At 46.3% G+C, this 25,005-nt stretch carries 12 protein-coding genes; 8 read left to right on the top strand and 4 right to left on the bottom strand.

The window, feature by feature from the left end:
- On the top strand, positions 1-891 hold the full coding sequence (locus tag ACRD6K_RS06220) for an ATP-binding protein (RefSeq protein ID WP_430972536.1): 891 nt from the start codon (positions 1-3) through the stop codon (positions 889-891).
- Positions 892-963: 72 nt separating this feature from the next.
- On the opposite strand, the gene ACRD6K_RS06225 is transcribed toward ACRD6K_RS06220, so the two are convergent.
- The gene (locus ACRD6K_RS06225; RefSeq protein WP_430972537.1) at positions 964-1,122 is read right to left on the bottom strand and encodes a hypothetical protein; all 159 of its coding nucleotides are present in this window, start codon (positions 1,120-1,122) and stop codon (positions 964-966) included.
- A 27-nt stretch (positions 1,123-1,149) separates the two neighbouring features.
- On the opposite strand from ACRD6K_RS06225, the gene hcp reads away from it, so the two are divergent.
- Complete coding sequence (gene hcp / locus ACRD6K_RS06230; protein WP_430972538.1) at positions 1,150-2,820, top strand: hydroxylamine reductase; 1,671 nt, start codon at positions 1,150-1,152, stop codon at positions 2,818-2,820.
- Positions 2,821-2,968: 148 nt separating this feature from the next.
- Here the strand turns inward: hcp and ACRD6K_RS06235 are convergent, their stop codons facing one another.
- Together ACRD6K_RS06235 and ACRD6K_RS06240 are read right to left on the bottom strand one after the other, a co-directional pair.
- The gene (locus ACRD6K_RS06235) at positions 2,969-3,634 is read right to left on the bottom strand and encodes a DUF6629 family protein (RefSeq protein ID WP_430972539.1); all 666 of its coding nucleotides are present in this window, start codon (positions 3,632-3,634) and stop codon (positions 2,969-2,971) included.
- A 284-nt stretch (positions 3,635-3,918) separates the two neighbouring features.
- Positions 3,919-14,601 (bottom strand): T9SS type A sorting domain-containing protein, encoded by a 10,683-nt coding sequence (locus ACRD6K_RS06240; protein ID WP_430972540.1) that lies wholly within the window; start codon positions 14,599-14,601, stop codon positions 3,919-3,921.
- Between the two features lie 217 nt (positions 14,602-14,818).
- Between ACRD6K_RS06240 and ACRD6K_RS06245 the strand changes: the two genes are divergently transcribed.
- From ACRD6K_RS06245 to ACRD6K_RS06270, 6 genes are all read left to right on the top strand, one after another.
- The gene (locus ACRD6K_RS06245) at positions 14,819-15,547 is read left to right on the top strand and encodes a PAS domain S-box protein (protein WP_430972541.1); all 729 of its coding nucleotides are present in this window, start codon (positions 14,819-14,821) and stop codon (positions 15,545-15,547) included.
- A 387-nt stretch (positions 15,548-15,934) separates the two neighbouring features.
- Positions 15,935-18,994: a protein O-mannosyl-transferase family gene (locus ACRD6K_RS06250; protein WP_430972542.1), complete on the top strand. Its 3,060-nt coding sequence runs from the start codon at positions 15,935-15,937 to the stop codon at positions 18,992-18,994.
- A gap of 35 nt (positions 18,995-19,029) precedes the next feature.
- Complete coding sequence (locus ACRD6K_RS06255) at positions 19,030-19,632, top strand: polysaccharide deacetylase family protein (RefSeq protein ID WP_430972543.1); 603 nt, start codon at positions 19,030-19,032, stop codon at positions 19,630-19,632.
- Positions 19,633-19,652: 20 nt separating this feature from the next.
- Positions 19,653-20,924 carry a phosphoribosylamine--glycine ligase gene (gene purD, locus ACRD6K_RS06260; RefSeq protein WP_430972544.1) on the top strand — a complete coding sequence of 424 codons (1,272 nt, stop codon included), beginning with the start codon at positions 19,653-19,655 and terminating at the stop codon, positions 20,922-20,924.
- A 58-nt stretch (positions 20,925-20,982) separates the two neighbouring features.
- Positions 20,983-21,969, top strand: coding sequence for a hypothetical protein (locus ACRD6K_RS06265; RefSeq protein ID WP_430972545.1), 987 nt, complete (start codon positions 20,983-20,985; stop codon positions 21,967-21,969).
- A complete protein-coding gene (locus ACRD6K_RS06270; protein ID WP_430972546.1) occupies positions 21,966-23,636 on the top strand; it encodes a carbamoyltransferase C-terminal domain-containing protein in 1,671 nt (556 codons plus the stop codon). The genes ACRD6K_RS06265 and ACRD6K_RS06270 overlap by 4 nt, the downstream gene beginning before the upstream one ends.
- On the opposite strand, the gene ACRD6K_RS06275 is transcribed toward ACRD6K_RS06270, so the two are convergent.
- Entirely contained in the window at positions 23,633-24,988 is a 1,356-nt protein-coding gene (locus ACRD6K_RS06275) for an ATP-binding protein (protein ID WP_430972547.1), read from the bottom strand. The genes ACRD6K_RS06270 and ACRD6K_RS06275 overlap by 4 nt on opposite strands.
- Positions 24,989-25,005 lie beyond the last annotated feature (17 nt).

Below are 25,005 nucleotides of genomic sequence, written 5' to 3' on the forward strand. Positions count from 1 at the left end.
ATGATCAGAGAAATCGTAAAAATAGATGAAGAGTTGTGTGACGGATGCGGACTATGTATCCCCAATTGTCACGAAGGCGCACTACAGGTTATCGATGGAAAAGCCCGATTGATCAGCGAATTGATGTGCGACGGACTGGGTGCTTGCCTGGGCCATTGCCCGCAGGGAGCCATCGAAATTGAAAAGCGCGAGGCAGAAGAATACGATGAAGTGACCGTGATTAAACAAATGATTCCGAAAGGCGAAAACTTGTTGATCGCTCACCTGAAACATCTGAAAGATCATGGAGAAACCGGATTCTTACAGGAAGCTGTTCGCTATTTGAAGGCCAATGAGGAAGAGATTAATGTGAATGTACCGGCCATTATCAGCGAAGTGCATAACAGCAAGCCCCAGGGGCAAGAGCAAAGTAGTGGTTGCGGCGGTGGATGCCCGGGGTCAGCTCCGGTAAGTTTTGAAAAGCCGGCCTTTATGATGGCTCCGCAACCAGCAGCAAGCCATTCCGGACAATCCGAGCTGCAACAGTGGCCTGTACAAATGCACCTGATCAATCCGGCAGCCGGCTATTTTCAAGGGGCCGACCTGTTGGTAGCTGCCGACTGCGCAGCCTTTGCCCACGGCAGTTTTCACCAAACCTTTATCAAAGGGAAAAAGTTAGTCATTGCCTGTCCGAAACTGGATCAGGGAAAAGAAATATATGTTGAAAAATTAGTCCGGCTGATTGATGAATCCAAGGTCAACACCATCACGGTGGTCATTATGGAAGTGCCTTGCTGCGGTGGACTCTCCCACCTGATCCAGCTGGCTGTTGAGCGGGCCAGCCGGAAAGTGCCGGTAAAAGAAATTGTCATAGGAATTAGAGGAGATGTATTGGCTGAAGAGTGGATTTAAGGAGGAATAGCCGGGAGCACCGAATCCCGGCTTCTTTTACCACCCCAAAATTACAAGCCCTACCAATAGCAATCAGTTACGAAACTGCGTCAAATCGCAAACCGAGTCATCCTGAACTTGTTTCAGGACCTGCGAGAAAAGCGCATCTTTCCTAAGCTGACGCAGATTCCGAAACCAATTCGGAATGACTTCCTTGCTCTCGTAGGGGCCACCATCAAAAAAATAAATCATTTAATCAGAAAATAATCGCGTTTAGTTATGGAGAATATGTTTTGTTTTCAGTGCCAGGAAGCGGCCAAAGGAATTGGATGTACCATTAAAGGAGTTTGTGGAAAACCAAGCGATGTAGCCAACCTGCAAGATACCTTACTCTTTGTATTGAAAGGAATTTCAATTTTAAATACCGAGTTAAAAACGGTTGGAAAGGCAGATGCCAAAGCCAACAAAGTTATTTTTGACGGGCTGTTCAGCACCATTACCAATGCCAACTTCGACCACACGGCTTTTGTTATCCGCATCAAAAAAGCCTTGAAGTTTCGCGATGAACTGAAAGGCCAAGTGGCGGATGCCGGCTTGCTCATCAGTCCCCACGAATCGGTGCACTGGACCGCTAAAACCGGCGAAGAATTTGAAGCAAAAGCCCAGGAAGTGGGAATTCTGAGTGAGAAAAACGAAGACGTACGCTCCCTGAAAGAGTTGATTATTTATGGGTTGAAAGGACTGGCCGCCTATGCCGAGCATGCCTATAACCTGGGCCATGAGAAACAGGAGATTTTTGACTTCCTGCAGGAAGCGCTGGCCGCAACCACCAAAGACCTTACGGTGGATGAATTGGTCAACCTGACGCTGGAAACCGGAAAATTTGGTGTGGATGTCATGGCACTTCTGGATGCTGCCAACACCAGCTCATACGGCAATCCCGAGGTCACCAAAGTAAACATTGGCGTACGCAACAATCCGGCTATCCTGATTTCGGGACACGACCTGAAGGATTTGGAAGATTTGCTGAAACAGACTGAAGGAACCGGCATAGATGTATACACCCACAGCGAAATGCTGCCGGCCAACTACTATCCCGAGTTCAAAAAATACAGTCACTTGGCCGGAAACTACGGAAATGCCTGGTGGAAGCAAAAGGAAGAATTTGAATCGTTCAACGGCCCCATCCTGTTCACCACCAACTGCATTGTTCCACCTCTGGAAAAAGCCAGCTACAAAGACCGAATTTATACCACAGGCGCCAGCGGACTAACCGGGGCCATCCACATTCCGGACCGCAAGCCGGGTGAAATGAAAGATTTCTCCCTAATTATTGAGCATGCCAAAAAATGTGCTGCACCAACCGAAATTGAACAAGGCGAAATTGTAGGTGGATTTGCACACAACCAGGTTTTTGAATTAGCTGACCCCATTGTGGAGGCTGTAAAAACCGGAGCCATTCGTAAATTCTTTGTGATGGCTGGTTGCGATGGCCGCATGATGAGCCGCGATTACTATACCGAGTTTGCCGAGAAACTGCCGAAAGATACCGTGATCCTGACAGCCGGATGCGCCAAGTACCGCTACAACAAACTGCCTTTGGGCGACATTAACGGCATCCCACGGGTTATTGATGCCGGGCAGTGTAACGACTCGTATTCATTGGCAGTGGTGGCATTAAAACTGAAAGAAATTTTTGAGCTGGATGATGTCAACGACCTGCCCATTGCCTACAACATTGCCTGGTACGAACAAAAGGCTGTGATTGTGTTGCTGGCCCTGCTTTACCTGGGTGTGAAAAACATTCACCTCGGACCAACCCTGCCGGCCTTCCTGTCACCCAATGTAGCCAACGTACTGGTTGAAAACTTTGGCATTGCCGGCATCACCAACGTTGATGAAGACTTGAAATTATTCTTGAACCCCATCGAAGAAAATGCATCGATTTAGATTGGTTATTTATTGAGTTTAAATTTGATTTGGGGAAAAGCAGGGGCATCTGAAAAGGTGCCCCTTGTTTTTGTTCCATACAAAAACAAAACGTGCATCTCAAATCTGGGCAAGCGGTCTTGAACAACTTTCCGGGTTGAAATAGTGGTCAGAATTCAATTCGACCCAATTTAAATTTTTCCTTTGACGAGTGAAGGATCCAGTATACTACCCCACTCATTAAAGCAGCAAAAAAGCACCACACCGAAGTAAGGCACTGTCGGAAAAACACGATAGTAACAACGCACGACAGCAGCATCAAAATACCCAGCCACTTGGTTTTTCGGACTTCTGAAACAAAAAGAGGGACGATGGTTACAATCAGATATAAACCAAAGGCAGGTAACGCCAATAAACTCGGAAAATCATTATTGTACTGAACATGATAATAAACAATTCGTGGTGATACCTGATAGGATATCAGACAGAAGGCATAATAACCGGACAAAATCATACCCAAAATCAGCAACACACGTAAGATCTTTCTCCGTTTTTCATTTTTCTCCATCAACAAGACGGAGACTGGGATTAAAGATGGCCAGATGACTTCGGCCATAACCAAAAAGAAGTAAGTACTAAATATGCGTATTGTTTCTGAACCGTCAGTGAACAGACTAAGCCATAAAACACCTTCCGCAAATTGCTGGATCCCAAAAAACAGAGGAATTACTGCAAAGACAAGCTGTGCCGGATGATGTACTTTTCTTACAGTCACAACACCAATCACCGTAATGACTGCCCCACTGACAAAACTGGCTTCTGGCGAAAAACACATCAACTTTCCCTTTCTGTGAAATTTCTATTTACAAAATACTGATGAACCTAAAAAAACTAAAAGGTACGACATAATTCCTGGTTAAAGCAGACATGCACAAATTATATATTGGGTTATCGGGCTTAGCATCAATAACGACAGTGCGCATTTATTGAATTTGATTTGCGAAAACGCAGGGCATCAGAACAGGATGCTCCTTGCTTTCTGGGGTAGAATCAGCCACACGCCATAAAAAAAGAAAGGCCGTTCAATTGAACGGCCTCGCTTGTCGATATGTAGGTAGCTTACTTGCGTAAAATCACCTTCCTGGTCAGGATGGATGTTCCCAGCTTCACCTGAATCAAATACACCCCATCCATTTGATTAGACAGATTGAGCTGAATGGGTTCGGACAAGAAATAGCTTTTACGATGAATTTCCTGTCCCAACAGGTTACAAACACTTAACTCAACTTCCAGGCTGTTTTCGGCCTGAATAGCAACCTGCACCATTCCCCTGCTGGGGTTCGGATAAACCTTTAGGCTCATACTTTCAGTAAGCTCATCCAGCCCGGTCGGAATCTGCACCACCACCAGCACTTCAATGCTTGCGCTGGCACCTGAAAGGTCGGTGGCCGTTAATTTAAACCGGTGCTCACCCAGCTCTGTTTCGGTTGGAGCCACGGTCAGTTCCACCGATTCCGGATTGAAATTGGCCCAAGCCGGCAACGTCGTGCCATCTTCCAGACTCATGTGATACGATAAGCGGTCACCTTCGTCCGCATCGCTGAACAGGTTGGCCGACAAGTCCTCCGTCACGGTACTTTCTTTGTCCACATAAATCGTCAGGTTCTCTCCAGTCACCTCCGGAGCCTGGTTTTCCAGCACCCTTAACGTAAAACTTGCCTGAGTTTCATCCAATCCGCCATTTGCCGTTCCTCCATTGTCTTTCAGGCGAATGCTGATGGTTGTTTCTCCGCTTTGACCTTCGGCAAGCGAAAGGCTTACCCGGGCTGTTTCTTCACCTGGTGTGTAGTCCACTTGCGTTGCCGTAACCATTGACGGGTCAGCAACATCAACCACAATGTTTTCAACCCGTTGTCCCTCGCAATCGGCTCCGGCATGAATGCCTGTCAGTACCAACTCCACGCTGGTTTGATGCGCAGGCACCATCAGGTTCTCCAAAGCATCAAGCCCTGGCGCCTGATTTATGGATTCTACATTTATCTGGAAGCTGGATGTTGTGGTATTTCCCGAATTGTCGGTTGCGCGGAAAACCAGCTCCGTGGTTCCAAGCGGAAATTCGCTGCCACTCAAAAGACCCGCAATCTGTTCGAGCGAAGCCCCACAGGCATCGTTAACAACAGGCAAATCAAAGTTCACCACCGCCGAACAGGCTCCGGGTTCTGCAATAACCGTAATGGCTTCCTTTTGTGCGATTGCCGGATTTGTTACATCCAGCACGCGCACCATAACAGTAGCCTTGCTTTCGTTTCCACTCTGATCGGTCACGGTCACAAGCACCTCATTGTCGCCCAGGTTTGCACAGTCAAATGTCGTTTGCGAAATCACCTGATCGGCAATGCCACAATTATCCATCGCGTCGATGATCACATCTTCCGGCTTAATGGTCACTGCTCCGTTGGCATCAAGTTCCAGGCTTATGTTTTCGGTTACCAGCGTTGGCGGCGTTTGGTCTTCTACAGTAATTGTGAAGGAGCTTTGAACAGTGTTCCCCCCCAAATCGGTAAATTCAAAGGTGTTGGTGGTTGTTCCCAACGGAAAGACGGAACCACTTGGCAGGCCGGCAGTCTGAGTAATTGCTACCTCGCCTGAGTTATCAAGCGCAACAATTCCTGTGGTAACAGAGACTTTAAATGCCAGATCAACGTCATAAGAACCACTATAGAATGATGAATAATACTGGCCTTCGGAATATACTCCCGGATACGAAGCTTCAAATAAAAGATTGGTGCCTTCAATTTGAAAGGTATAGCTTGCTCCTTCCATAAGCATCGGAGCATCGGCATAAGGAATTGAAACATCCAGCCAACCACGATCGTGACTTTCGCCCTGATAATCGACACTGTAAATGTTTTTCCCGGCAACACCTGTCCCCTCAAAAATAACTAATTTAAACATGGGGGTAACCGGTCCATTTAAATGAAGCTGCAGTTTCGTTAACCTACCTGTTTCCCCGGCTTTAAACGATTGCCATTGGACACTTCCGCTTACTTCCATATTAGCATCAAGTACCGAAACATCAACCACCTCTTCCAAATAATTCACCCGTGCGCCACATTGGTCTGCTGCACTAGCCACCGTACTATTGGCAGGAAGCGAAATGGTGGGAGGAATAATATCCGGAATGGTTACCACAGCTGTTTGCTCCACCGAGTTTCCATGCACATCCACCAAGGTCACGATTATTTCCTGTTCTCCCACATCAGCCTGACTAAACACAGTCTGGCTTAAAAGAGTATCCTGAATACCACAATTATCGGTCGCCTCAACCACTAAATCCTTTGCACTGATGGTGGCATTCCCGTCGGCATCCAAAGTTGCCTCCATTGGCTGAACCGTCAGTTTGGGCGAAATCGTATCCATAACCGTAATGATTGTCTGTTGGATGGACTCATTGCCGCTGCCATCGGTTGCCGTTAGCATGACTTCATGATCGCCCACCTCTTCGCAGTTAAACACTTCTTTACTGGCTGTAAGCTGCATCCCGCAGTTGTCATAAAACGGGATAAAGTTCAAGGTAAATTCTCCAGTCTCTTTTCCAAAGATACCTTGTGCGTTCGGAGTCAAACTATAGCCATCGGTATCAATAGAATAATAGGAGCTGCCGGAATACGTTTGTATAAGAAACAGCTGATGATAGCTTGAACCATCAAGCGTAAAATACAAGCCATCCAACTCCTCTGGGGTGGGTCCGCCAGCTTTGAATCCTTTTAGTATAATTCTATTAAACGTTTTTGCAGTCACCTCCAAAGTCATTTCGAACGAAAAATCCTCCGCTCTAAAAAAGGCCTTTCCGTCTAGATCAAGCATTACCGTAAGATTATATATTGACAGAGCAGGAGGGGTGTTATCAACCACGGTAACTACCGCTGTGGCCGAGTTGCTGTTGCCGGCGGCATCCCAGGCTGTCAGCGTAACCGTATTATCCCCCAACTGGCTGCAGTCAAAAGAAGATTGATCCAACGAAAATTTGGTGATTCTCAAGTTATCAGTCGATCCATTATCGATTTGCTCCGGGCTGATGCTTGCCTTTCCTGATTGATCCAGCTCAAGGATAAGATTCTGAGTAAGGGCTACCGGTGGCGTATCATCCGGAGCGGTGACCGTAACAATTGCCCTCTGCTCAACGGTATTTCCATGCGTATCAGTTAAAGTCACCGTTACCTCATTTTCCCCCGCATCTGTCGGGCTAAAAGTAGTTCGACTTAAAATCGTATCCTGTGTTCCACAAACATCCGTAGCTTCAACAACTAAATCCGCTGAAGTGATGGTGATCGCTTCCGCGGCATCACTTTCAAAATTAACCGTAAAATTTTGAACCGATAAAGCCGGGCGAATGGTGTCGGCAACCGTAATGGTTAGCGTTTCCTCCATACGATTACCGTGTGAATCGGTTAACGTTAGCGGCAGGGGATTATCGCCCAAGTCTTCGCAGGAAAATGTTCTTGCAACTAAATCCGACAGCACTTCGCCGCAGTTATCATACCACAGGGCAAAGCTTAAGGTATATTCCTTGTCCGTTTCATCAAATATACGCTCTATATTGCCAGAAGAATTGTTGGTACCTGAGTCAAAATGATACAGGTACGAATCAGTGGAATGCTGATGGTACAAAAATAACTGATAGAAGTTTGAGCCATCAAGCGTAAAATACAAACCATCCAAGTCTTCCGGCCTTGGTCCTTCATCCTTAAAACCGCTAACAACAATCTCATTGTACGAGTTATGTGAGTAGTACAAATACACCGATAAGCTCATTTCGAAAAAATGGTCCTCCGGCGCAAAAACGGCTTTTCCTTCGGCATCAAGTACAAGCGTTAGATTTCTGGTCACGAGGGCTGGTGGCAAATTATCAATCACTGTAACCACTGCTGTAGCTGAAGCACTGTTGCCGGCAGCATCCCAAGCCGTCAGCGTAACAATATTATCACCCAACTGGCTGCAGTCAAAAGAAGACTGATCCAACGAAAGCTCCGTGATTCTCAAATTATCGGTCGAACCATTATCAATCTGCTCCGAGCGGATGTTTACTGTTCCTGATTGCTCCAACTCTACCGTAATATCCTGCGCTAAGGCTACCGGCGGTGTATCATCCGGAACGGTAACCGTAACAATTGTCCGCTGCTCCACGGTATTTCCATGCGTATCGGTTAAAGTCACGATTACTTCATTTGCTCCCGCATCTTTCGGGCTAAAGGTACTTCGGCTTAAGACTGGCTCCTGAATTCCGCAATTGTCTGTAGCCTCAACAACCAAATCCGCAGAGGTAATGGTGATCGCTTCAGCGGCATCACTCTCAAAATTAACCGTAAAGTTTTGAACCGATAAAGCCGGGCGAATGGTGTCGGTAACCGTAATCGCAGCCGTTGCTTCATTACCGTTGACATCCCGTGCAGTCAGAACAATTTCATTATTACCCACATCTGCGCAGGTAAATTCTTGTTGGCTTAGCTCAACTTGCACATCGCCACAGTTATCATACCACGAAGCAAAGTTCAGGGTAAACTCTCCGTAAGCTTTTCCAAATAAATCTTGCGCATTGAGAGTCGGGTTGAAGCCATCCGTGTCAATATAATAATACGAACCTCCCAGATAATGTGGATTAAGGAATAGTTGGTGAAAAGTAGAACCATCAATCGTAAAAAACAAGCTATCCAAATCCTCCGGAACTAATCCATCATCCTTGAAACCATATATTTCAATTGAGTTAGTACTCGCACTATAAACCGTTAAGGCCATCTCAAACGAGAAATCTTCCGGCCTAAAAGCGGCCTTCCCGTTGGCATCAAGTACTATCGTAAAATTATTGGTTGACAGACTCGGAGGGGTGTTATCAACAACGGTAACCACCGTTGTTGCCGAGGCACTGTTACCGGCAGCATCCCTGGCCGTAAGGGTAACGGTATGCTCACCCAACTGGCTGCAATCAAAGGAAGTAATATCCAACGTCATTTCAGTTATACCAACATTGTCTGAAGAGCCAGCATCAATCATTTCTGGCGTAAGCGTTGCGCTGCCGGTTTCATCCAGGTCTAAGGAAATGTTATTCATTAATACCGTAGGAGGGGTAAGGTCAGGAATGCTTATCACAGCGGTCTGTTCAGCACGATTGCCATGCACATCCACCAAGGTCACGATTACTTCATTCCCGCCCTCGTCTGCATGACTAAATTCCGATTGACTTAATAAGGTATCTTGAATGCCACAATTATCCGTAGCCTCAACCACTAAATCCTTTGCGCTGATGGTAGCGTTTCCATTGGCATCCAGTGCCAACTCCAAATTCTGAACCGTCAGTTTGGGCAAAATTGTGTCCAGAACCGTAAGGATTGTCTGTTGGATGGACTCATTGCCACTGTCATCGGTTGCCGTTAGCGTGATTTCATGATCGCCCACCTCTTCGCAGCTAAACACTTCTTTACTGGCTGTAAGCTGCATCCCGCAGTTGTCATAAAACGGGGTAAGGCTCAAGGTAAACTCTCCGTAGGCCTCTCCAAAAATCTCTTGTGCGTTCGGAGTCATACCCAATTGATTCGAATCAATTAGGTAGGCCGCAACTTCATCACGCTTACCATAAAAGAACAACTGATGGTAGGTCACTCCATCAAGTGAAAAAAACAAACCATCCAGCTCCTCTGGGGTCAATCCGCCAGCCTTGAAGCCATAAACCTCAATTCCATTAGCCGGTGCAGGGAACACCTCTAAGGTCATTTCGAACGAAAATTCCTCCGGTGTAAGAACGGCCTTCCCGTCAGCATCAAGCATTAGCGTCAGATTTCCGGTGGGTAAGCTTGGTGCAAGCTTGTCAACCACGGTAACCAATGCTGTTGCCGAGGAGCTGTTGCCGGCAGCATCCCAGGCTGTCAGCGTAACGGTATTATTCCCCAACTGGCTGCAGTCAAAAGAAGATTGATCCAACGAAAGTTCTGTGATTCTCAAATTATCGGTCGATCCATTGTCAATCTGCTCCGGGCTGATGCTTGCCTTTCCTGACCGATCCAGCTCAAGGGTAAGATCCTGGGTTAGGACTACCGGTGGCGTATCATCCGGAGCGGTGACCGTTACAATTGTCCTCTGCTCAACGGTATTTCCATGCGTATCTGTTAAAGTCACCGTTACCTCATTTTCCCCCGCATCTTTCGGGCTAAAAGTACTCCGGCTTAAGACTGGCTCCTGAATCCCGCAATTGTCCGTAGCTTCAACAACTAAATCCGCTGAAGTGATGGTGATCGCTTCCGCGGCATCACTTTCAAAATTAACCGTAAAATTTTGAACCGATAAAACCGGACGGATGGTGTCGGTAACCGTAATGGTTAGCGTTTCCTCCATACGATTACCGTGTGCATCGGTTAACGTTAGCGGCAGGGGATTATCACCTACCTCTTCGCATGAAAATGTTCTTGGTGTTAAATCAGACTGCACTTCGCCGCAGTTATCATACCACAGGGCAAATTTGAAGCTAACTTCCCCGAATGTATCTCCAAAGATGTCCCGCGCATTGGGAGTAGAACTGTAACCATCTTTATCGATATTATATACATAAGAATAACTGTTATAGTTGTAAGCCAAGAATAACCGATGAAAGGTATAACCGTCAAGTGTAAAGGACAAACCATCCAGGTCTTCCGGCGTCAGTCCGCCAACCTTATAGCCGCCAATGACAACCTGATTAGATGAATAGAACGGAGACACCGTTAAGGATACTTCAAACGAATAGTCCTCCGGCGTAAAGGTTGCCTTTCCATCCGCGTCAAGCATAAGCGTTAGATTTCTGGTCACGAGGGCTGGTGGCAAATTATCAATCACTGTAACCACTGCTGTAGCTGAAGCACTGTTGCCGGCAGCATCCCAAGCCGTCAGCCTAACAATATTATCACCCAACTGGCTGCAGTCAAAAGAAGACTGGTCCAAGGTAAGCTCTGTGATTCTCAAATTATCGGTCGAACCATTATCAATCTGCTCCGGGCTGATGTTTACTGTTCCTGATTGCTCCAACTCTACCGTAATATCCTGCGTTAAGGCTACCGGCGGTGTATCATCCGGAGCGGTAACCGTAACAATTGTCCGCTGCTCCACGGTATTTCCATGCGTATCAGTTAAAGTCACCGTTACCTCATTTTCCCCCGCATCTTTCGGGCTAAAGGTAGTTCGACTTAAAATCGTATCCTGTGTTCCACAAACATCCGTAGCTTCAACAACTAAATCCGCTGAAGTGATGGTGATCGCTTCGGCGGCATCACTTTCAAAATTAACCGTAAAATTTTGAACCGATAAAGCCGGGCGAATGGTGTCGGCAACCGTAATGGTTAGCGTTTCCTCCATACGATTACCGTGTGAATCGGTTAACGTCAGCGGCAGGGGATTATCGCCTACCTCTTCGCAGCCAAATGTTCGTGGAGTTAAATCCGTCAGCACCTCACCACAGTTATCCTTCCACAGGGTAAAATTCAAGCTAAACTCACCGGATCTACCTTCAAATAGATCATATGCATTCGGAGTCGTGCTCTCACCATCCATATCTAAGTGAAAAATAGAAAAATATGGGTTTGTCTCTTCAAAGAAAAGCTGATGAAAGCTTGAACCATCAAGCGTAAAAAACAAGCCATCCAAATCCTCCGGTGCCGGCCCGCCAGTTTCAAAACCATTAACCTTAACCATATTAGATGCATATTGCGGATCCATCGTTAAAGTCATTTCAATCGAATAGTCTTCGGGTGTAAAAACGGCCTTTCCTTCGGCATCAAGTACTATCCTAAAGTTATTGGTTAACAGACTCGGAGGGGTGTTATCAACAACGGTAATAATCGTTTGCTGGCTTGACGCATTGCCGCTGGCATCGGTTGCGGTTAGCGTGACTTCATGATCGCCCACCTCGTTGCAGCTAAATACTTCTTTACTGACCGAAGCCTGCACGCCGCAGATATCATGCCACGGGAAAAATCTCAAGGTAAACTCTCCAGACTTCTTTCCAAAGATCTCTTGTGCAATCAGAGTCGAACCAAAGCCATCCGTATTCATCGTATAATAGGCCTCATCTTGTACAGTTCTATAAAAAATTAGCTGATAATAGCTTGAACCATCAAGCGTAAAATATAAGCCATCCAAATCCTCCGGGATAAGCCCATCAGCCTTGAAGTCATTAACTCGAATTAGATTATCATAGTACAAAAACAAGTTTAGAGTCATTTCAAACGAAAAATCCTCTGGTCTTAAAACGGCTTTCCCGTCGGCATCAAGCTCAAGCGTTAAACCCCTGCTTTTCAGGGCTGGAGCCCTGTTATCAACCACGGTAACCACCGCCGGAGCTGAAGTGCTGTTGCCGGCAGCATCCCAAGCTGTCAGCATAACCGTATTATTTCCCAACTGGCTGCAGTCAAAAGAAGACTGATCCAAGGCAAGGTTCGTAACTCTCAAATTATCGGTCGATCCCTTGTCAATTTGCTCCGGGCTGATGCTTGCCCTGCCCGACGGCTCCAACTCAACCGTAATATCCTGGGTTAATACCACTGGTGGCGTATTGTCCGGTACAGCAACCGTAACAACAACCGTTTGCTCAACGGTATTTCCATGCGCATCGCTTAAGGTCACGGTGACGTTATTTTCGCCCGCATCTTTCGGGCTAAAGGTACTTCGGCTTAGAACAGACTCCTGAATTCCACAATTGTCGGTAGCCCAAGTAACCAAATCCTCCGGAGCTATGGTGATTGCGTCGGCCGCATCATTCTCAAAATGAAGTGTCAGGTTTTGGGCTGAAAAAACAGGATGTATGGTATCGGTAACCGTAATGGTTAGCATTTCCTCACGACTATTGCCCTGTGCATCGGTCAAAGTCAACGACAGGGGATGATCGCCCACCTCGTCGCAGCCAAATGTTCTTGGAGTTAAATCGGGCTGCACCTCGCCACAGTTATCCTTCCACAGGGTAAAATTCAAGGTAAACTCCGCGGATATTTTTCCAAATAGGTCTTGCGCATTCGGAGTTATTCTAGGGCCATCTGCATCAATGTAATAATAGGAGTAATGATTACTATCTGTATAGATAAAGAATAGCTGATGATAGCTTGTGCCATCAAGCGTAAAAAACAAGCCATCCAAGTCCTCCGGTGCCGGTCCGTCAGCTGTAAAACCCCCAACAATAATCTTATTATTTGTATAGTTTGGATCCATCGTTAAGGTCGTTTCAAACGAATAGTCTGCGGGTGTAAAAACGGCCTTTCCTTCGGCATCAAGCACAAGCGTTAGTTTACTGTCTAATAAGACTGGAGGGGTATTATCAACAACAGTAACCACTGCCTGGGCCGAAGCGTTATTTTCAGCAGCATCCCAAGCTGTAAGGGTAACGGTATGCTCTCCCAACTGGCTGCAATCAAAAGAAGACTGATCCAAGGTAAGTTCTGTAATCCGGAGATTGTCGGTCGATCCCTTGTCGATCTGTTCCGGGCGGATGTTTACCTTTCCCGACGGATCCAACTCAACCGTAATATCCTGGGTTAAAACCACTGGCGGCGTGTTGTCCGGTGCAGTAACCGTAACAATACCTGTTTTCTCAATTCGGTTACCATGCACATCGGTTAAGGTCACGGTGACTTCATTTTCTCCCGCATCTTTCGGACTAAAGGTCGTTCGACTTAAAACAAGTTCCAGTATCCCGCAATTGTCTGTAGCCTCAACAACCAAATCCTCTGAAGTGATGGTAATTGCTTCGGCCGCATCACTCTCAAAATTAACCGTGAAGTTTTGGACTGATAAAACCGGACGTATGGTGTCTGTAACCGTAATGCTAAACGTTTCCTCTCTGCGATTGCCCTGCGAGTCGGTTAAAGTCAGCGACAGGGGATGATCACCCACCTCTTCGCAGCCAAATGTTCGTGGAGTTAAATCCGTCAGCACCTCACCACAGTTATCCTTCCACAGGGTAAAATTCAAGCTAAACTCACCGGATCTACCTTCAAATAGATCATATGCATTCGGAGTCGTGCTCTCACCATCCATATCTAAGTGAAAAATAGAAGAATATCGGTTCGTCTCTTCAAAGAAAAGCTGATGAAAGCTTGAACCATCAAGCGTAAAAAACAAGCCATCCAAATCCTCCGGTGCCGGCCCGCCAGTTTCAAAACCGTCAACCTTAACCATATTAGATGCATATTGCGGATCCATCGTTAAAGTCATTTCAATCGAATAGTCTTCGGGTGTAAAAACGGCCTTTCCTTCGGCATCAAGCACTATCCTAAAGTTATTGGTTAACAGACTCGGAGGAGTGTTATCAACAACGGCAACCACCGCTGTTGCCGAGGCACTGTTACCGGCAGCATCCCTAGCTGTAAGGGTAACGGAATGCTCTCCCAACTGGCTGCAATCAAAAGAAGTAATATCCAGCGTCATTTCAGCAATGCCAACATTATCTGAAGAGCCGGCATCAATCATTTGTGGCGTAAGCATTGCGCTTCCGGTTTCATCCAGAGCTAAGGAAATGTTCTTCGTTAATACCGTGGGAGGGGTAAGATCATTCTCCACACCAAAGGCATTCTCCGCAAAGATTGTTGATTCCGATGAACCGATTGCATTAACCAGCAAACGTTCCGTTGAACTTATGGCTTTTTGGCCAGGTTCGGCACTAACAATCACTCGTTCGTTGGCCGCTAATTTTGTCGTTACGGCAAACAGTAAAAAAAGGCTTACGAAAAAGCCTCTTAAAATTGTGTGTCTAAAAGACCTCAGGTCACGTGACAGGTAAAATTCTCTCATATTTCTAATTTATCACAAAGGGTACAATATGTTATACAGGTAGTTGTGCGCCAAAATTAGGGCTTATCCATGCGAATTGCAGACTGATTATGGGTACAGTTTGGGTACATTCAGCCTAATTTTTTACATTCTTTTTTAACAATTGCATGAGCATAGACTACCCCATCGGAAATTTTATTTTTATCTTTCGTGGCAAATTGGATAATGAACGTATGCTATGGAAGAACTAGAAATTGAGGATTTAATTTTTCAGACGACAGAATGCCGTCAGGAAGCCCTCTTTTTAGTCAGCATAAAAGGGCAGGTCATCACGGCAAATCCATTGGCTGCATCCCTGTTCGGATATCCAGACCCGAAGGAACTCATAGGCCTGCCGGTCACCCAACTCGTTCCGGAGGATTTTGCCAAGCTATTCCCGGAGGAAATCCCCCAGGAGCACCTCACTCGTGGAGAATTTGTGCCACGAATCAACCGGAAAAAAGATGGCACGCTTTTTCCCACTCAGGTAAAAACCTGCTATGTTTATGCGGGCTCCCAAAAGTTTGTTCAAACCACTGTTCGTTTGGAATCACGCCAGGAAACCGACCAGCAACTCATTGAAAGAAGATGCCTGGAGCAAAACATTGCCTTGCTTAAATGCGAGCTCAGAAAAGTTAAAAACACCAGCCTCGCTTTTCAGCATCCTTCACTCAACGAAGCACCAATGAATCCTGTTGAAATTGATTTTCAATTTCGTTCCTGCTTAACAACAAAACACAAGAACCTTAACAACAACGACCTGAAGCTGGCATCCTTGATTTTCCTAAATAAGGACTCCCATCAAATTTCAGAAGCACTGGGGATTAGCCTGAATGGGGTTTATGTAGCCCGAAAACGTCTTCGAAAAAAACTGGGTCTGGACCGATCTATTAAGTTAACAGAATACCTGATCAAACTGGTCAAGTAGAAACGAAGGAGCTAACATTCATACAAATGCAAGTCCCTCACAACCTTTAACCTCTTATATTCGGCACTCCAAAATAACCTTTGGTTGTTCCCTTTAAATCAATCTCGGGCCAGGGCCTTTAGTCTGGTAAAAGCGATTACCTCTGCTGCTGAGACCATCTTAAAAAGTGTTAACAAGCACTATTTACAGGCTGTTAAAAACGCTTAATTTTATATTCTGATTAGTCTGAGTTCAAAGAATGTACTATCTTCGCAAACATCAAAAAAACATGAAAATAGAAGCGGTTAATACAAGTGCTTAACAGGACTTAGCCTGCTTGCCAACAAAAGCGATTCAACAGGCAAACCAAGCGTTTAATTAAACCTCTTAAATAGAAATCTTTAACGAATGAGAAATTATAAGTTCATTAACAATGTTACCGGCTGGCTGGTGTTTTTAGTTGCAGCCGTTGTTTATTTAATGACGATTGAACCAACCACCAGTTTCTGGGACTGTGGTGAATTTATTACAACTTCGTATAAACTGGAAGTAGGACACCCACCCGGTGCCCCCTTCTTCATGATTCTCGGACGCTTTTTCACCCTGTTTGCCGACTCGGCCCACGCCGCCATGATGATCAATGCGCTGTCGGCTCTGGCCAGTGCTTTTACCATCCTGTTTTTATACTGGACCATCACCCACCTGGCGCAAAAACTGGTTAAGAAAGAAAATGAATACACCACCGGACAAGCCCTGTCCATTATTGGCAGCGGCGTTGTTGGTGCCCTGGCCTATACCTTTTCCGACACCTTCTGGTTTTCGGCTGTTGAAGGTGAAGTTTATGCCACCTCATCGCTCATTACCGCCATTGTTTTCTGGGCCATTCTGAAATGGAAAAATGTGGCCGATGAACCTCAGGCTAACCGCTGGATCATCCTGATTGCTTACCTCATGGGACTTTCCATCGGAGTTCACCTGCTGAACCTGTTGGCCATCCCTGCCATTGTATTTGTCTATTATTTCAAAAAATACGAAGTCAGCCGAAACGGAATCATCGCCAGTCTTATCATTTCCATGGTACTTCTGGGGGTCATTATGTATGGAATTATTCCGGGAGTCATCACCGTGGCCTCCTGGTTCGAACTGATGTTTGTCAACGGTTTTGGACTTCCATTTAACACCGGCGCCATTATTTATGCCCTGCTACTCATTGGGCTGATTGTGTATGGCATTCATTACACCACCAAAAAGAACATGGTGCTTTGGAACACCGTATTGGTAGCTTTCACCGTAATTGTGATCGGCTATTCATCCTTTGCCATGATCGTAATCCGCTCTTCAGCCAACACGCCGATGGATCAGAACAGCCCCGACAATGTTTTCTCATTGTTGAGCTACCTGAACCGCGAACAATATGGCGACCGTCCGCTGATAACCGGACAGCATTACAACACTCCGCTTGATCCGCAAGCACCTTATGTACAAGGCAAACCCTATTACATCAAGAAGGATGGCAAGTATGTTGTTTCTGATGTTCGTCAGAAACCGCAATACGATTCGCGTTTCACCACCATCTTCCCTCGCATGTACAGCAGCCAGGCCAACCATATTGAGGACTATAAAAGCTGGGCGGGCATTGAAGGAAGAACCGTACAAATAACCAACCGGCAAGGGGAACCGGAAACCATTAAGCTTCCGACTTTTGGCGAAAACCTGCAGTTTTTCCTTCGCTACCAAGTGGCGCACATGTACCTGCGTTACTTTATGTGGAACTTTGCCGGACGACAAAATGATATTCAAGGGCACGGCGATGTGCTGAGCGGAAACTGGATAAGCGGCATTCCGTTTATCGATTCCATCCGCTTAGGCAACCAGTCTGATTTGCCCGAAGCGTATGCCAACAATAAAGCGCGCAACACCTATTATTTCCTGCCATTGTTACTAGGATTGATTGGTGCTTTCTTCCATTACCAGCGCAATAAAAAAGACATGTGGGTAGTTTCCCTCCTGTTTATCCTGACCGGCTTTGCCATTGTGGTTTACCTAAACCAGTACCCGCACCAGCCGCGCGAACGGGATTATGCTTATGCCGGTTCGTTTTACGCTTTTGCCATCTGGATTGGACTGGGGGTAATTGCTCTGGCTGAAAGCCTGAAAAAATGGATGCCCGAAACCGTTAGTGCACTGGCTGTTTCAGTAATTAGTCTGATTCTGGTGCCCGGTATTATGGCCAGCGAAAACTGGGATGATCACGACCGTTCGGGCCGCTACACCGCTCGCGACTTTGGAGCCAACTACCTGAACAGCTGCGAACCAAACGGCATCATTTTTACCAATGGGGATAATGATACCTTTCCCTTGTGGTACAACCAGGAAGTGGAGGGCGTACGGACCGACCTGCGGGTGTGCAACCTGAGCTACCTGCAAACCGATTGGTACATTGATCAAATGCGTCGCAAGGCTTACGATTCAGAGCCGCTGCCAATCACCTTTACCGAAGACCAGTACGTTCAGGGTAACCGCGATGTGGTTTACCTGATGGATGACCCGCGCATCAAAGGTGCTGTTGATCTGAAAAAAGCGCTCGACTTTGTTAAAGATGATAATCCAAGAACCAAGCTTGCACAAGCCGATAATGCCTCGTACATTCCTTCCAGAAGATTGTTCCTGAAAGTGGACAAGGAAGCGGTGATCAAAAACAAAGTTGTTCCCGAATCGCAGTACGACGCCATTGTGGACACCATCTACATTGATTTTGGCAACAAAAACTACATCACCAAAGATGAGCTGATGGTCCTGGACATGATTGCCAATTCAGACTGGGAACGGCCAATTTATTATGCCATTACCGTAGGTCGCGACAAATACCTGGGCTTGCAGGATTATTTCCAGCTTGACGGTTTTGCCTACCGCTTTACTCCGGTTAAAACCGAACAGTCGGGCATGTATTTCGGAAGCGTCAATACCGACCGGATGTACCAGCATATGATGCACGACTTCAAATGGGGTAACATGAATGACCCGGATGTTTACATCGATGAAAACAACCAGCGCATGATGATGAACATCCGCAACAACTTCAACCGCCTGGCCGAAAGTCTGGTTCAGGAAGGTAAAAAGGATTCGGCCATTCAGGTGCTGGATAAAAGCCTGGAGCTGATTCCGCATGAAGTCGTTCCGTACAATTACTTTTCGCTGCAACTGGCCGAGAACTACCTGGCAGCCGGCGATCTGGAAAAAGGGACAGCCCTTATCCGCGAAATTTATGAATCATACCAGGAAGAAATGGACTATTTTTTGTCACTGGACTCGAAGTTCATTGTGTCGGTAAGTGAAGAAATTCAACGCATCATGTATTTCATGCGCGAAATGAGTCTCATCACCAACAACTATCAGCAAGAAGAGTTATCAAAAGAGATTATACAAAGTTTTGAAAGCTATTTCCAAGCCTACAGCACCATTAACTAATGCTAAGATTTGACCCAAGAATACGGCCCCCAAAGTTGGCAACCTGCTTTTTCCCTGACGCTATCTGGCGACTTTCAGGCAACAAAAAGCAGGTGGTGCTAACCTTTGACGATGGGCCGGTTCCTGAAGTCACTCCCTGGGTTTTAAAGCTGTTGAAAGAAGAAAATATCAAGGCTTGTTTCTTTTGTGTGGGCGAAAATGTCCAACGGTACCCCGATTTGTACCAGCAAATCAAAGCTGAAGGGCACCAAACCGGCAATCACACCTTCAACCACATGCAAGGGTTGAAAAATCCGGACGACACTTTTTTTTCCAATGTTGAAAAAGCAGCCGGCTACATCGACTCTCCCTTTATGCGCCCTCCTCACGGGTGGATGCGCCAATCGCAATACCGGGAGTTAAACCAGAACTACCAGATTGTAATGTGGGATTTGATTAGCCGTGATTACCAAGCCCAAATTGGCCCTGAGGCCGTTGTAAAAAATGTGCTTAACTTTGTGCGCCCGGGATCGGTCCTGATTTTTCACGATTCCATCAAGGCGGAGAAAAACTTAAAACCGGCATTGCCGGTTGTCATCAGAAAATTAAAAGAAAAAGGATATCAATTTGCCTTACTCCCCGAAAAAGGCAAACAATAAACAGACAAATTTAAAGGATCATGTTAAATATTTTACTCGTTGGATCAGGAGGTAGAGAGCATGCCATGGCATGGAAAATCAAGCAATCACCTAAAGTCAATCAATTATTTATTGCCCCCGGAAATGCCGGAACCGCCGAGTTTGGCGAAAACATTGCTGTAGGTGCTACCGATTTTGAAGCCCTTAAAAAAGTGGTTCTAGAAAAAGCCATCAACCTTGTTGTGGTGGGTCCTGAAGTCCCTTTGGTAGAAGGCTTGCATGACTTTTTCCTGGCTGACGAAGAACTCAAAAGCATCCGGGTAGTAGGCCCACAAAAAGCCGGTGCTTTATTGGAAGGCTCGAAGGATTTCTCGAAAGAGTTCATGGCTCGTCACCAGATTCCAACAGCAAAATACCAAACCGTAACCGCCGACACCCTGGAGCAAGGACTGGCATTTTTGAAAACCATGCAGGCGCCCTACGTTTTAAAAGCCGACGGGCTGGCAGCTGGTAAAGGCGTGTTGATTATAGACAACCTGCCGGAAGCAGAAGCCTCGCTGAAAACCATGCTTGACGGGCAATTCGGACAAGCCAGCAGCAAGGTGGTTATTGAAGAATTCCTGAGCGGCGTTGAGCTATCCGTGTTTGCCATTACCGATGGAAAAGATTACCAGATTCTTCCGGAGGCCAAGGACTACAAACGTATTGGCGAAGGCGACACCGGACTTAATACCGGAGGTATGGGCGCAATCAGTCCCGTTCCGTTTGCTGATGCTGCCTTTATGCAAAAAATTGAAGAGCGCATCATTAAACCAACCGTTGAAGGCTTGCAGAAAGACAACATTCCTTACAACGGATTTATCTTCTTCGGATTGATCAACTGCGGAGGCGAACCTTATGTTATTGAATACAACGTACGCATGGGCGACCCGGAGACCGAAGCCGTCATGCTTCGCATCAAATCCGACTTTGTGGCCTTGCTCGAAGCTGCTGCCGATGGCACCATGGCCGAGCAGTCAATCGAAATTGACGAACGTGCTGCCGTTACGGTTATGCTAGTTTCCGGAGGTTACCCGGGCGATTACGAAAATGGCAAAGTGATGAGTGGCTTCGATCAGGTAGAAAACAGTTTGCTGTTTCATGCCGGAACCAAGCAAGCAGGCCAGGAAGTTGTTACAGCCGGAGGACGCGTGCTTGCCGTCAGCTCGTACGGAGCAAACCGTCAGGAGGCTTTGGCGCAGTCGTATGCCAATGCTGAAAAAATTAGTTTTGAGGGCAAATACTATCGCAAAGATCTCGGATTTGACTTGTAAAGTTCTCCTCCACAACCCGCGATAAAAAAGGAAAGAGACATCCAACCACTGCTAATTTATGATACTCAGGATACTCAAGACAAACCAGGCCTATCACTTTATTCTTATTCCGCTTTTGGTGGCAGGACTCTGGTTTCGTTCATACATTGACCCGGTCTACTTCCCTTATTTCGAAGGGGAAAATGACATGTTTCTGTACCGATTCGTTCATCAATGGGTGGCACATTCAGCCTTGTTGAGCAACTTGCTCTCCATGTTTTTTGTGATTGTCTTTTCCTTTCTCATCCTGAAATTAAACACGGAGTATGCTTTTATTCGGGTGCGGACCTTTCTGCCCTCCAATATTTTTGTACTCATCATCGGCGGACTGATCACCTTGCATACCCTGCATCCGGTGTATTTCGCCTTGCTTTTTCTGCTTCTTTGTGTCGACCGGATTTTCCAATCCTACGAAAAAGAAAAGTTTCATGACAGTGCGTTCGAAGCCGGATTTCTCATCGGGCTGGGGTCTTTGTTTTACCTCAACCTGGTCTTTTTCTTTCCCATCATCTGGGTTGGCTTTGCCCTGATCAAGAAACGTCCGCAATGGCGAAATTTTGCACTCCCGGTACTCGGTCTGGCTGTTCCCTGGCTATTCACCTGGTCCTATCATTATTTAACCAACCAGTTGCCTGCATTTTGGGATACAATTCTGGTTAATTTTGAAACCGAAAACTCCTTCTTTAGTGGCAACACTCCCCTGCAAGTTTACCTGGGGTATTTGATGCTGGTAAGTTTTCTGGGCGGAATTTTCCTGCTGAATCAGTATGACGAGAAAAAAATAAGTACCCGCAAAAACTTTCAGGTGTTTTTTCTGATTACGCTCATTGCCTTTGCCCTGCTCCTTTTTGTTCCTGCTGTTTCACAGGAAATTGTGGTGATCATGTCACTTCCGTTGACTTACCTGATCTCCAACTACCTGATTTTTATGAAGCAAAAATTCTGGGGCAACCTGTTTGTTTATCTATTCATCGCCTTAATCATTTACCTGCAATTTGTATCATGACTCCGGAAAGGCCAACACTGGCAATTTATGGTATCCAGGATCGCGACACTTATGAATATCCCTTTTATGTGCACGATCATAACCTGGCAATCATGCAGCATGGTCAGGTTCGGGAATTCCTTCAACTGGAACGCCTGTCGCGACGCAAGCGTGACAACCGCCTGCACGAGCAGCTTTACGACCTGTTAAAAGACCGTAAACTGTTGGCCGAAACCTTTGATTTGGTTTTTGTGGACAATGTGGTTGGACGTACTTTTCTGTCAGCTCAGGGAAATGCCCGCTTTGAAGCTCCGCTGAGCAAAGAGCTGGCCACTGACCTCGAGGAAGGACAATGCTGGTGGTTTGGGCAGCAAGCCAATGCCTGGGCATTGAATCACGAGCTGGCGCATGTTTTTACCTGCCTGCCTTTTTTCGGGAATTTCAAAAACAACAGCCTGCTGGTTCATTTTGACGGCGGCGCCAGTAAAAGCAACTTTTCAGCCTGGACTTTTGAAGATAACACCATCCGCAAAATTGAGGCACATTGGGATTACCAGTACCTTACGTCCATATTCAATGCCAATGCACTGGTATTTTCCGTCATAGGGGCCAAACTAAACGAACAAAATTCAGTGCCGGGTAAAATGATGGGGCTGGCCGGACACGGCTCCTATCAACCTGCACTTGAACAGTGGCTTCAGGATAATAATTACTTCCAGAACATCTGGGGGGAAAAATCCATGTTTTTCAAACAGGCAAAAGCTGATTTCAATCTTGATTTAAAAGCTTTTGACCAGAAAAACCAATGGGTGCAAGACCTGATTGCTACCCTGCATGAGTTATTCGTTCGTGAGAGCTTACAAATTTTCAAGCGGCTTCAACAACAAACGCAAAGCAAAACACTCTACTATTCAGGTGGGTGTGCCCTCAATATCGTTGCCAACACCCGGTTGATTCAGTCGGACCTGTTTGAAGAGGTATTTATCCCTCCTTGTTGCGAAGATTCGGGGCTTGCCTTGGGTGCTGCAGCCTTTGCCGAATGGAAAAAGCACGGACAGGTTAAAACGCATTCGCCATATCTGAATAACTGGAAGCTGGATGCAACTCCGCCCGAATATGGTTTGGAGGACTTGGAACAAGCGGCCCAACAATTGCTCCAAGGAAAGGTAATTGGGCTGTGCAACGGACACGGAGAAGCCGGTCCGCGCGCATTGGGCAACCGTAGCCTGCTATGCCTGGCCAATGACACCCGACTGGCTCAAAAGGTAAGCATGCAGCACAAAAAGCGGGAATGGTATCGTCCGGTAGCGCCGGTGATGCTTGATAAGAACACCCGCTATTTTACCGGACTTCAGGCTATTCATCACCTAAGTCGGTACATGTTGCTGGATTTTGACATTCTGACCGAGAAGCAGGAAGAAATAGCCGGAGCTGTGCATGCCGATGGAACTGCCCGCATTCAAAGCCTGTTTGAGCGAGCGCAAAATCCTTACTTGTGGGACTTACTCAACCTACTGGATGAAAAGTACCAGGTGAAAGCCTTGATCAATACCTCTTTCAACGCGCAGGGAGAACCCATTGTGCATACCGCTGATGATGCTTTACAAGCCGCTCAAAAAATGGGAATTGCAGGAGTGGTTATCCAAGGGAAATGGCAAGCAGTTACTTGCGAAGAGACACGGGATTAATCCACTACTTTTCGAATCATCTGCATCAGGCATTCCTGGTTGTAGGGTTTGGCAACATATCCGTTGCACCCTAACGACAAAATCAGCTCCTTTTCTTCGGGCAATACATAGGCTGTTTGAGCAATCACCGGCACAGCAAGGTTTCGTTTCCGGATTTCAACAATGGTTTCGAAGCCATTTTTAACAGGCATGCAAATATCCATCAAAATCAGATCAGGCGTTTGTTTGTTCAACAGGTCCAGTAATTCCTGTCCATTCGTCGCATGCTTAACAGTCATTCCCTCGGCAGTCAAAATCTCCTCCAGGTAAATGGACGACTCCTTACTGTCCTCAGCAACAAACACTGTTTCCACTTTCTGCTTCTTACCATTTACCCGTTGGGGAAGCTTACTTTCTTTAGGCTTATCCGCAACATGCAGCGGGAGTGTGAAATAAAAACAACTTCCGGCTCCTAATTCGGACTCGACCCGGATTTCCCCTCCCAATAATTCAACCAGTCCCCTGCAAATACTTAATCCCAGGCCGGTGCCTTCATTCATCTGCAAAGTCATATCCTGAAAGAAACGCTCAAACACAAATAGCCGTTGCTCTTCATTAATTCCAATGCCGGTATCTTTCACGTAGAATTCCAGCTCCTGATTAGCTGATGAGGGCTTAAGCACATAGCCAAATTCGATCCATCCTTTATGAGTGAATTTCACCGCGTTATCAATCAAATTATTCAGAACTTGTTTCAGACGAACCGGATCTGTGTCAATCACAAACTGACCTTCCTCAGGCAATCGGGGGGCTCTCAGCTCCAGCAAATGTTTTGCTTGTAAGCGCTGACGCCCAAGCTGGACTTCATAGACCTCCTGCATCAACTGGTTCAAATCGGTTGCTTGAATGAAAAGTGAGAGTTGATGGGCATCCAGTTTCGAAATATCTAAAATATCATCGATGATTCGTGTAAGCTGATTCCCGGCGTTTTGAATAATACTTTTGTAGCGCCAGAAGGATTCTTCTTCGAGCTCAGGCTGCAATAAATCAGAAAAACCAAGAATGGAGTTTAGCGGGGTTCGAATCTCGTGGCTCATGTTGGCCAGGAAAGCGGATTTCAGCTGATCACTCTCCTCTACCTGCTCCACCAGCCGCTTTAAGGCCACATTTTTTTGCTTGATCCGCTCATTCTCCAATTCCACTTCGAAACTGGATCTGATATCATCAATCATCAGGTTCAGGCCCATGGCCAGCGAATCCAGATCATCATTTTTTTCGGATACAGTAATTTGTGACGAATAATCGCCCCGGGCAACCTCCATAATTACCCGAATCATCTCCTTAATTCGTTTTTGGTCGGCGGGTGTAGTCATTCATTTCGGGGCTTTAC

It is taken from the genome of Sunxiuqinia rutila, from assembly GCF_050589705.1.
GTDB lineage: Bacteria > Bacteroidota > Bacteroidia > Bacteroidales > Prolixibacteraceae > Sunxiuqinia > Sunxiuqinia rutila.

What these genes read in the sequence shown, in the direction of transcription:
- purD (WP_430972544.1), top strand. Translation starts at nt 19,653, where the DNA reads ATGTTAAATATTTTACTCGTTGGATCAGGAGGTAGAGAGCATGCCATG.
- ACRD6K_RS06245 (WP_430972541.1), top strand. Translation starts at nt 14,819, where the DNA reads ATGGAAGAACTAGAAATTGAGGATTTAATTTTTCAGACGACAGAATGC.
- ACRD6K_RS06240 (WP_430972540.1), bottom strand. Translation starts at nt 14,601, where the DNA reads ATGAGAGAATTTTACCTGTCACGTGACCTGAGGTCTTTTAGACACACA.
- ACRD6K_RS06250 (WP_430972542.1), top strand. Translation starts at nt 15,935, where the DNA reads ATGAGAAATTATAAGTTCATTAACAATGTTACCGGCTGGCTGGTGTTT.
- ACRD6K_RS06220 (WP_430972536.1), top strand. Translation starts at nt 1, where the DNA reads ATGATCAGAGAAATCGTAAAAATAGATGAAGAGTTGTGTGACGGATGC.
- ACRD6K_RS06275 (WP_430972547.1), bottom strand. Translation starts at nt 24,988, where the DNA reads ATGACTACACCCGCCGACCAAAAACGAATTAAGGAGATGATTCGGGTA.
- ACRD6K_RS06265 (WP_430972545.1), top strand. Translation starts at nt 20,983, where the DNA reads ATGATACTCAGGATACTCAAGACAAACCAGGCCTATCACTTTATTCTT.
- ACRD6K_RS06225 (WP_430972537.1), bottom strand. Translation starts at nt 1,122, where the DNA reads ATGATTTATTTTTTTGATGGTGGCCCCTACGAGAGCAAGGAAGTCATT.
- ACRD6K_RS06270 (WP_430972546.1), top strand. Translation starts at nt 21,966, where the DNA reads ATGACTCCGGAAAGGCCAACACTGGCAATTTATGGTATCCAGGATCGC.
- ACRD6K_RS06235 (WP_430972539.1), bottom strand. Translation starts at nt 3,634, where the DNA reads ATGTGTTTTTCGCCAGAAGCCAGTTTTGTCAGTGGGGCAGTCATTACG.
- hcp (WP_430972538.1), top strand. Translation starts at nt 1,150, where the DNA reads ATGGAGAATATGTTTTGTTTTCAGTGCCAGGAAGCGGCCAAAGGAATT.